Here is an 8,983-nt window from a genome sequence, read left to right on the forward strand (position 1 = left end):
CTGCTGTCCGGCGGCAACCAGCAGAAGGCGCTCTTGGCGCGCTGGCTCGCGATCGATCCAAGGCTGTTGGTGCTCGACGAGCCGACCCGCGGCATCGACGTCGGCGCCCATGCCGAAATCATCCGCCTGATCCGCGAGCTCTGCGACAAGGGGCTTGCGCTATTGGTGATCTCCTCCGAGCTCGACGAGATCGTCGCCTATTCGGACCGCGTCGTGGTGCTGCGCGACCGCGCCCATGTCGGCACGCTCGGCGACGATGCGATCAGCGTGCCCTCGATCCTTTCGGCGATTGCCGCTGACGCGGCGAAGGAAGGTGTGACATGAAGCTTGCCCTGCCGCGCCGGGGACTCGCGCAGATCCTCGCCCTGATCGCAATCCTGCTGATCGACCGCCTGGTCTCGCCGCAGTTCTTCGATCTCCGCCTGCAGGACGGGCGGCTGTTCGGCAGCCTGGTCGACGTGCTCAATCGCGGCGCGCCGGTCGCACTGCTGTCGCTCGGCATGGTCCTGGTGATCGCAACGCGCGGCATCGATCTGTCGGTCGGCGCGGTCATGGCGATATCAGGCGCCATTGCGGCGAGCCTCGCGGACTCCTGTCCCTGGCCAGTTGCGGTGGCCGCCGCGCTCGGCGCCGGGCTCGCCTGCGGCCTCTGGAACGGCATTCTGGTCGCCGTGCTTGGCATTCAACCGATCGTTGCCACCCTGATCCTGATGGTCGCCGGACGTGGCGTCGCGCAGCTCATCACCGCGGGACGGATCGTCACCTTCACCTCGCCCGATCTCGTCTGGTTTGGGACCGGCGCGGTGCTCGGCATCCCGGCCCCGGTCGTCATCGTCGCCGTCATGCTGCTGATCACGGGCGTCGTCGTGCGCGGCTCGGCGCTCGGCCTCCTGATCGAGGCGACCGGCGGCAATGCGCGGGCGAGCGAACTCTCCGGCGTCGGCACCCACCTGACGATCGTCGCGGTCTATATGTGGTGTAGCCTCTGCGCCGCGCTTGCCGGCATCATCGCGGCGGCCGACATCATGGGCGCGGACGCCAACAATGCCGGGCTCTGGCTCGAACTGGACGCCATCCTGGCGGTCGTGATCGGCGGCACCTCGCTGTTCGGCGGGCGCTTCAGCCTGGTGCTCGCGGTGTGTGGCGCGCTCATCATCCAGGCGATGAACACCGGCATTTTGCTGTCGGGCTATCCGCCGGAGTTCAACCTCGTGGTCAAGGCCGCGGTCGTGCTGATCGTGCTGCTGCTGCAGTCGCCGGCGCTCGCGAACATCACCACGGCCGTTCGGAAGGCGCGCGCATGAACCGCCTGTTGTCGCCCGTCATGATCACGGCCTTGGTGTTCGTCGCGGGCTTTGCGATCTGCGCCGCTCAGTTTCCGAATTTCGCCTCGACCCGCGTCGTCGCCAACCTGCTCACCGACAATGCATTCCTCGGCGTCGTCGCCATCGGCATGACCTTCGTCATCATCTCCGGCGGCATCGACCTGTCGGTCGGCTCGGTGATCGCCTTTGCCACCGTGTTCATCGCCCTGACCACCGAGCGGCTCGGCCTGCCGCCAACGGCCGCGTTCGCGCTCCTGCTGCTGCTCTGCGCCGGCTTTGGCGCTGCGATGGGCGCGGTGATCCATGTCTTCGACATGCCGCCCTTCATCGTCACGCTCGCCGGCATGTTCGTGGTGCGCGGCACCAGCTTCTTGATGTCGACCGAATCGACGCCCATCAACGCGCCGCTTTACAGTACCGTCTCCGACTTTGGTCTGGCACTCCCGGGAGGAGGGCGGCTCTCGGCGATTGCGCTGATCATGCTCTCTGTGGTCGCAGCCGGCAGCATTCTTCTGCATTTCACGCGGTTCGGCACCAACGTCTACGCGCTCGGCGGCAACCGGACGGCTTCGGCCCTGATGGGAGTGCCGATCGGTGCGATGACGGTGCGCATCTACATGCTCTCCAGCGTCCTTGCGGGGCTGGCCGGCATCGTGTTTTCCTTCTACACAGCGGCGGGCTATTCGCTTGCGGCGGTTGGCGTCGAGCTCGATACCATCGCCGCGGTGGTCATTGGCGGTACGCTGCTGACAGGAGGGCAGGGCTCGGTGATCGGCACGTTCATCGGCGTCTTGATTCAGGGGCTGATCCAGACCTACATCAATTTCGACGGGACGCTGTCGAGCTGGTGGACCAAGATCGCAACGGGCATTCTGCTGTTCGCCTTCATTGCGCTGCAGCAGGGCATGGTGAGGCTTGCCAGCCGGTCGCGTCCGCGCAACGTTGGCGTGGCCAGCGGAGGCGGGGTCAGTCCAAGCGTGATCAGTCAAGGAGGGGTCAGCCCATGACGACGTCACGGTTGGTGGTGATCCCGACGCGGCGCGCGCATTCCAACTACGAGCAGGTCGCCCGCGGAATTGGCATCGACATCATCGCCGGCCGTTATGCCGAAGGCGCCAGGCTGCCAGGCGATGCCGACCTCACCCAGACTTTCGGCGTGTCGCGTCCGGTGTTGCGGGAGGCGGTCAAGACGCTGGTGGCCAAGGGCCTTCTGACCACCAAGGCCGGGGTCGGCACGGTCGTGCGCGGGCGCGGCGCCTGGAACATGTTCGATGCCGACGTGCTGGCCTGGCATCTCGACGTCGGGATCGACAAGCGCTTCCTCTCCGACCTCGCCGAAATCCGCCTTGCGGTCGAGCCGCGCGCCGCGGCGCTGGCAGCGGCGCGCCGCAGTGAGGCCGACATTGCCGAGCTCAAGCGCAGCATGGAGACCATGCGCCGCGAGCCGCCGAACTCCAACGCCTTCGCCGACGGCGACCTCGCCCTTCACGTCGCGGTCGCCAACGCCTCGGGCAATCCCTTCATGCGTTCAGTCGACAGCGTGATCGAGGCCGCGCTGCGGGTTTCCTTCATGCTCAGCGCTCCCGTCGACCCCGCCGATCACGAAACCGTCCTGAGCTGGCATCAGCGGATCGTCGATGCGATCGTCGAGGGCGATCCACAGGCGGCGTCTGCGGCGATGACCGCGGTGATTTTCAATGGTATTCGTCGGCACGGCACCACTGTCATCGATGCCACCGCTCCGTCCCATCAGGTGGAGGCGACGGTGCGCGATGCCGACCACAGGGACTGAAAATGAAGGACATTCGCGTCGCGATCGTCGGCTTCGGCAAGATCGCCAGGGACCAGCATGTGCCGGCGATCAAGGCCGTGCCCGGCATCACACTTGCCGCGGTTGCCAGCCGCAATGCCTCGCTGCCGGGCGTGCCACATTTCACGACCCTGGAGGCACTGCTCAATGACGGGCCCGAGATCGACGCCGTCGCGCTGTGCACGCCGCCCCAGGTCCGGCACGGCCAGGCGGTGACGGCGCTGGCCGCGCGCAAGCATGTGATGCTGGAAAAGCCGCCGGGCGCCACCGTGTCCGAGATCGCGCCGCTGCTGGCCACCGCGCGGGAAAATGGCCGCACCCTGTTCGCCACCTGGCATTCGCGGTTTGCACCGGCCGTCGAGCCGTTGCGCCGCCTGCTGGAGAACCGCCAGATCTCGGCCGTGACCATCACCTGGAAGGAAGACGTGCGGGTCTGGCATCCCGGCCAAGCCTGGATTTTTGAGGCCGGCGGGCTCGGCGTGTTCGATCCCGGCATCAATGCGCTGTCGATCCTCACCCGCGTGCTACCCGAGCCGGTCTTTGTGACCAAGGCGGCGCTCGACTTTCCGTCGAACCGCGCCGCTCCCATCGCGGCCGAGCTCGACATGACGGATGTCTCGGGCCTGCCGATCCATGCCAGCTTCGATTTCCGCCAGACCGGCCCGCAGAGCTGGGATATCCACTTCGAGACCGACAAGGGACCCATCACCCTCTCGCGCGGCGGTGCCCGCCTTTCCGAGGGACAAGAGGTTTTGGTCGAGGAGAAGGAAGCGGAATATCCTGGCCTCTATCAGCGCTTCGTCGAGCTGGCCTCGGAGGGCATCTGCGAGGTCGACCTCGCCCCGCAACAGCTCGTCGCCGACGCCTTCACGCTCGGCCTGCGCCGCGCAGTCGAGCCGTTCGAGGATTAACGCATGCTGAGTTCTGTCGGAACGGGGCGGGGAGTGCGAGCTGTTCACCTCTCCCCGCTTGCGGGGAGAGGTCGGATCGCGCCCAGGCGCGATCCGGGTGAGGGGGATTCTCCGCGAACTCAGTCCCTTGAGACTCCCCCTCACCCCAACCCTCACAGCGCGAGCTCTTGCTCGCGCGACCCCGCAAGCGGGGAGAGGGGGCGCAGCTTCGATGCGGTAGCAGTTCAACCCAAACTTCTTGTGCTTGGCCCATGACCTCGAGTTCAGAAGCGCGCGTCGAGCGGGCGCCGTTTGGCGCAATGCCTGACGGCAGGACGGTCGAACGCATCATCCTGCGCGGAGCGCACGGTTTCGAAGCCGGCATCATTCCCTACGGCGCGGCGGTGCAGTCTCTCAAAGTGCCTGACCGGGCCGGGGGCATCGACGACATCGTGCTTGGCCATGACGCCTTTGACGGCTATCTCGCGCGGCGGCAGTATTTTGGCGCCACCGTCGGCCGCTACGCGAACCGCATCGCGGGCGCGCGTTTTTCGATCGATGGAACGCAGGTCACCCTCGACGCCAACAACGGCCCCAATGCGCTGCATGGCGGGCTTGAGGGTTTTGACCGCAAGCTCTGGCGCATCGAGAGCGTCGCGGAACAAGGCGAACCTGCCGTCGTTCTGACCTATGTCAGTGCCGATGGCGAGTGCGGCTATCCCGGTCGGCTCGATGTCCGCGTCATCTATCGCCTCACGGGACCGATGGAACTGTCGATGATCTATGAGGCGACAACCGACCGGCCGACCGTGGTCAACATGACCAACCACAGCTTCTTCAACCTCAACGGCGTGCTGTCGAGCACAAACATTCTCGATCATCATCTGATGATTCCGGCCGATCACTTCCTCGCCGTAGACGCCACAGCGATCCCGCTGCCCGGACCGCCGGCGAGCGTCGCGGACACGCCGTTCGATTTCCGGCAGATGGTCGCCGTCGGCGCGCGGATCCGCGACAACCATGAGCAGGTGCGGCTCGGCCGCGGCTACGACCACAATTACTGCCTGCCGGCCGGCGATGGCGTTCGCCTCGCCGCGCGGCTCGAAGCGCCGCAGAGCGGACGTGTGTTCGAGCTTCTGACAGATCAGGTCGGGCTGCAGTTTTATTCTGGCAACCTCCTCGATGGCTCGACCAGCGGCAAGGGCGGCCGGCTCCATCGGCAGTCCGACGCGCTGTGCCTCGAACCGCACGCCTGGCCGGATACGCCAAACCGGCCGGACTTTCCGTCGGCGCGTCTCGATCCGGGCGAGGTCTACCGGCGCACGATCGTCTATCGGTTCGCGACCGCTTCGGGTTAGCCGCGATTTCAAGTTAGCCGGAGTGATGAGTTTAGCTTGAGGTGTTGCAGCATCGAAGGTGCGCCCCCTCGCCCCGCTTGCGGGGAGAGGGTTGGGGTGAGGGGGAGTCTCCTGGGACTGAGATCGTGGAGACTCCCCCTCACCCGAAATTCACGCGTGTTGCGTGAATTTCGACCTCTCCCCGCAAGCGGGGAGAGGTGAGCCGCAACCGCATGCCTGAATAACCGTTGCGGAGGACACATGCCGATCACCGATCCCTCAGTCGAAAACGTGCCGACAGCAGTTCTGTCGGCCGAGCACTGTCACCTCGGCGAAGGTTCGACCTACGACCGGGCGACCGACACCGCCTGGTGGTTCGACATTCTGGAGCGGCGGCTGTTCGAGTGCCGTATCGAGACCAGGCAGACGCGCGTTCACACGCTGCCCAAGATGGCGAGCGCGCTGGCGCGGATCGACGCCGGACGGCAGCTGATCTTCTGCGACGACGGGCTCTATGTGCGCGAGATCGCGAGCGGCCGCATCGAGCTGTTGTTGCCGGTCGAGGCCGACAATCCCGTCACCCGCTGCAACGATGCGCGTGTCCATCCCTCCGGCACGTTCTGGCTCGGCACCATGGGACGCAGCGCGGAAGCCGGTGCCGGCACCATCTACGCGCTGCATCGCGGGCAGCTCCGAAAACTGTATTCGGACATCACCATCCCCAATGCGATCTGTTTTTCGCCGGGCGGCGACGTCGGCTATTTCGCCGACACGCGAAAGCTGGTGCTCAATCGCGTGCCGCTCGATCCGGCCACCGGCCTGCCAACGGCAGATCCGGCGGCGATCGTCGAGGGCGAGCACGGCATGGACGGCGCCATCGTCGATGCCGACGGCCTGATCTGGAATGCCCGTTTCGGCCTTGGCCGCGTCGACGTCCGCGACGGCGCCGGCCGCCTGCTGCGCTCGCTGCACGTGCCGGCAAAGCAGTCCACCTGTCCCGCCTTCGTCGGGCGCGACCTGTCGCGCCTCCTCGTCACCACGGCCTGGGAGCACATGGACGAAGCGGCGCGAACCGCCGATCCCGAGCATGGCCGCACCTTCGTGCTCGACGCCCAGGTGCGCGGCAAGCCAGAGCCGGACGTGAGATTGAGCTAAAGCGCGATGAAGCCACTCTCTCCGTTTGCCTCCCCCGCTTGCGGGGGAGGTCGCCGCGCTTGCGCGGCGGGTGGGAGCCGCCCCGGCCTCAGCTGCAGCCTTTTTCGCGGACGCCCCCACCCCAGCCCTCCCCCGCAAGCGGGGGAGGGAGCGCACCTGCAATGCGGCTCCAATCGAACCTCATCTCATCATTGCGTTAGGTCGTGCACGCCTGAATCAATCAGAACCGCGTCGCGAACGCGCTCAGCTCTGCCGGCATGGCATTGAGGATGGCTGTTTCGAGCGGCTTGTCGATCCCGCTCGAGAGCAGCGTGCCCGTCGCAAGCAGCACAATTCCCAACAGCATCTTTCCGCCCCGGCCGGTCGCCAGCAGGCGTCCGCGCCAGCGCAGCAGCACCTCGCGCGACAGCGCTCCCAGCAGCAGCAGAGGCATCGCGGTGCCGATCGCGAACAGAACCATCGTCACCGCGACCTGGCCCAGATCGCGGCCCTGCGCGGCCAGCACCGCGGCCGCACCCAGGGTCGGGCCGACGCACGGGGTCCATACCGCACCGAGCAGCACGCCGACGCAGAACTGACCGGCGAGGCCGCTTCTGTCGGCTCCGCCGAAACGCTCCTCCGTCCAACGGCCGATCGGCCCGACGGCGAGCGCAACGCCGGCTTGCAATGGCGGCGTCACCAGCACCACGCCGACCACGATCAGAAGGATCGTGCCCACCGCACGAAACTTGTCGCCGTCAACGCCCAGCGAGAAACCGACCGTTGCAGTGAAAAGTCCGATGGCGAGGAACGAAAGCGCGAGACCGGCCGTCAGCACCACCGGACCGAGCCGGTGATGCGAGACGGCCGTTCCCAGCACCACCGGCAGCAGTGGCAGCACGCAGGGCGAGAAGATGGAAACGAGCCCAGCGACAAATGCCAGCGTGTAGGACAGCGCGTCCATGCTCATAGCGCTCGGCGCATCAACGCTTCGATAGCCTCGGGGCGCGTGATGCCGACGGCGCGCGCGATCTCCTCCTTGCCCTTGAACACGACGAGCGTGCTTTGCGTCTGCACTTTCAGGGCGCGCAAGGCGTCCTTCTGGGTATCAAAATCGACGTCCACGATGGTCAGGTTCTTGAAATCGGGTGTCTCGGCCAGCGCCGCGACAACAGGCTTTTGCGCCTTGCATTCGATGCACCATGGCGCGGTGATGTGGACGAGCACCGGCCCGCCCGCGTCCAGCGCGCTCTGGAAGGCTTTGGGTTCGTAGCTCAGGCGCTCGGCGGCGACTGAACTCGTGGCAGCGGCGACGAGCAGCCCAATGCTGAGAAACAGGGCGCGGATGGTCATGACAGGTGCTCCTTTGGCGCGAGGTGAAGGTCGCGAAACTGGCCGCCACTGGCGGCGGGGAAACGCGCGACCTCTTGCAGGAGCGGTAGCACCTCAAGTAACTTGAGGTTCAAGAGGCAAAACATGCGCGATCACAATGATATGACAATTGGCGCTCTCGCTGCCGAGACGCGCTGCACGGTGCCGACCATCCGCTATTACGAAGAGATCGGCCTGATGCCGGAGGCAAGCCGCCGCCGCGGCGGCCACCGGGTCTATGGCGAAGCGGATTTGAGGCGGCTTGGCTTCATCCGTCGGTGCCGGGATTTCGGATTTTCGATCGAGCAGATCCGCGACCTGGTGGCGCTTGCCGGATCGCCGGAGCGCGATTGCGTCGCGGCCCGCGACCTCGCACAGGTGCATCTCGACGAGGTGCGCCGCAAATTGAAGGATCTGCGGGCGCTCGAACGCGATCTGAAGGCCTTTGTCGATGCCTGCACGACGCAATGCGCGGGAGGCCCGGCTGGTGCCTGCGTGATCATCGAGGACCTCGCCAAGTCGCCATCCTCGTGCTGCGCTCCGGCGCGCACGCGGGCGACGCCGGCCGCGGACTGATGATGATCGCTGCTCCGGCAAGACATGGGGCCGTGCCGGTCCCATCGTTCCGCGGCAAGCGGCTTTATTCTGAATTTCAAAAATACGGCTTGACATTTCCATAAATCGGAAGCATGATCCGTGCCGTCCCGCGCTCGACCAAGAGGGGCGTTTCGGCCGATCGTCACGATACGTGGAGCGGGGATGCGATGGACGCTTTGGCGACGCGCGCGAGTAGTTCGTGCGGACGAAGGGCGCTGAAGCGGACGCAAAAGCGCGTGGTCCTGGCCTCCCGACGCTGAGGCCAAGTCTTGCGGTGACGAGCCGCGTGGCGATGGGAGCAAGAAAGCCCGGTTCCCAGGGAGAGCGCGCCATAAGCGTTAAAACCGTCGCGCAGGGAATGCCGGGATGATTCGGCTGAACCTTGTATGGGGAGTAAGTTGTCAAGAGGGCGTCGTTTGTTGGCGGCGCTCTTTTGCGCCGAAGTGAGACGCGGTCAAGGCTGGCCGAAGGCCACCGCCGGAGGCGGCGCGTCAGCGGCCTTGAGCGCGACGAGCTCGG

The 8,983-nt window shown here is 66.1% G+C and carries 10 protein-coding genes; 8 read left to right on the forward strand and 2 right to left on the reverse strand.

All coding sequences use genetic code 11. The features are described from left to right. From JOZ76_RS16055 to JOZ76_RS16085, 7 genes are all read left to right on the forward strand, one after another. A partial coding sequence (locus JOZ76_RS16055; protein ID WP_291699622.1) for an ATP-binding cassette domain-containing protein occupies positions 1-324 on the forward strand: 324 nt, incomplete at its 5' end. Further along, a complete protein-coding gene (locus JOZ76_RS16060) occupies positions 321-1,304 on the forward strand; it encodes an ABC transporter permease (protein ID WP_291699625.1) in 984 nt (327 codons plus the stop codon). The genes JOZ76_RS16055 and JOZ76_RS16060, both read left to right, overlap by 4 nt. Continuing rightward, on the forward strand, positions 1,301-2,332 hold the full coding sequence (yjfF, locus tag JOZ76_RS16065; RefSeq protein WP_291699627.1) for a galactofuranose ABC transporter, permease protein YjfF: 1,032 nt from the start codon (positions 1,301-1,303) through the stop codon (positions 2,330-2,332). Before JOZ76_RS16060 ends, yjfF begins: the two co-directional genes overlap by 4 nt. After that, complete coding sequence (locus tag JOZ76_RS16070; RefSeq protein ID WP_291699629.1) at positions 2,329-3,117, forward strand: FadR/GntR family transcriptional regulator; 789 nt, start codon at positions 2,329-2,331, stop codon at positions 3,115-3,117. Before yjfF ends, JOZ76_RS16070 begins: the two co-directional genes overlap by 4 nt. A 2-nt stretch (positions 3,118-3,119) precedes the next feature. Next, the gene (locus JOZ76_RS16075; RefSeq protein WP_291699631.1) at positions 3,120-4,046 is read left to right on the forward strand and encodes a Gfo/Idh/MocA family protein; all 927 of its coding nucleotides are present in this window, start codon (positions 3,120-3,122) and stop codon (positions 4,044-4,046) included. A 251-nt stretch (positions 4,047-4,297) separates the two neighbouring features. Beyond that, positions 4,298-5,383: an aldose epimerase family protein gene (locus JOZ76_RS16080; protein ID WP_291699633.1), complete on the forward strand. Its 1,086-nt coding sequence runs from the start codon at positions 4,298-4,300 to the stop codon at positions 5,381-5,383. A gap of 240 nt (positions 5,384-5,623) precedes the next feature. Next, positions 5,624-6,517: an SMP-30/gluconolactonase/LRE family protein gene (locus JOZ76_RS16085; RefSeq protein WP_291699635.1), complete on the forward strand. Its 894-nt coding sequence runs from the start codon at positions 5,624-5,626 to the stop codon at positions 6,515-6,517. A gap of 220 nt (positions 6,518-6,737) precedes the next feature. Here JOZ76_RS16085 and JOZ76_RS16090 read toward each other — a convergent pair whose 3' ends face one another. Beyond that, positions 6,738-7,460, reverse strand: coding sequence for a cytochrome c biogenesis CcdA family protein (locus JOZ76_RS16090; protein ID WP_291699637.1), 723 nt, complete (start codon positions 7,458-7,460; stop codon positions 6,738-6,740). Between the two features lie 2 nt (positions 7,461-7,462). Beyond that, a complete protein-coding gene (locus JOZ76_RS16095; RefSeq protein WP_291699639.1) occupies positions 7,463-7,849 on the reverse strand; it encodes a thioredoxin family protein in 387 nt (128 codons plus the stop codon). Positions 7,850-7,972: 123 nt separating this feature from the next. Between JOZ76_RS16095 and JOZ76_RS16100 the strand changes: the two genes are divergently transcribed. Continuing rightward, positions 7,973-8,443, forward strand: coding sequence for a MerR family transcriptional regulator (locus JOZ76_RS16100; RefSeq protein WP_291699641.1), 471 nt, complete (start codon positions 7,973-7,975; stop codon positions 8,441-8,443). Positions 8,444-8,983 lie beyond the last annotated feature (540 nt).

This window comes from Bradyrhizobium sp., from assembly GCF_019244115.1.
Taxonomy (GTDB): domain Bacteria; phylum Pseudomonadota; class Alphaproteobacteria; order Rhizobiales; family Xanthobacteraceae; genus Bradyrhizobium.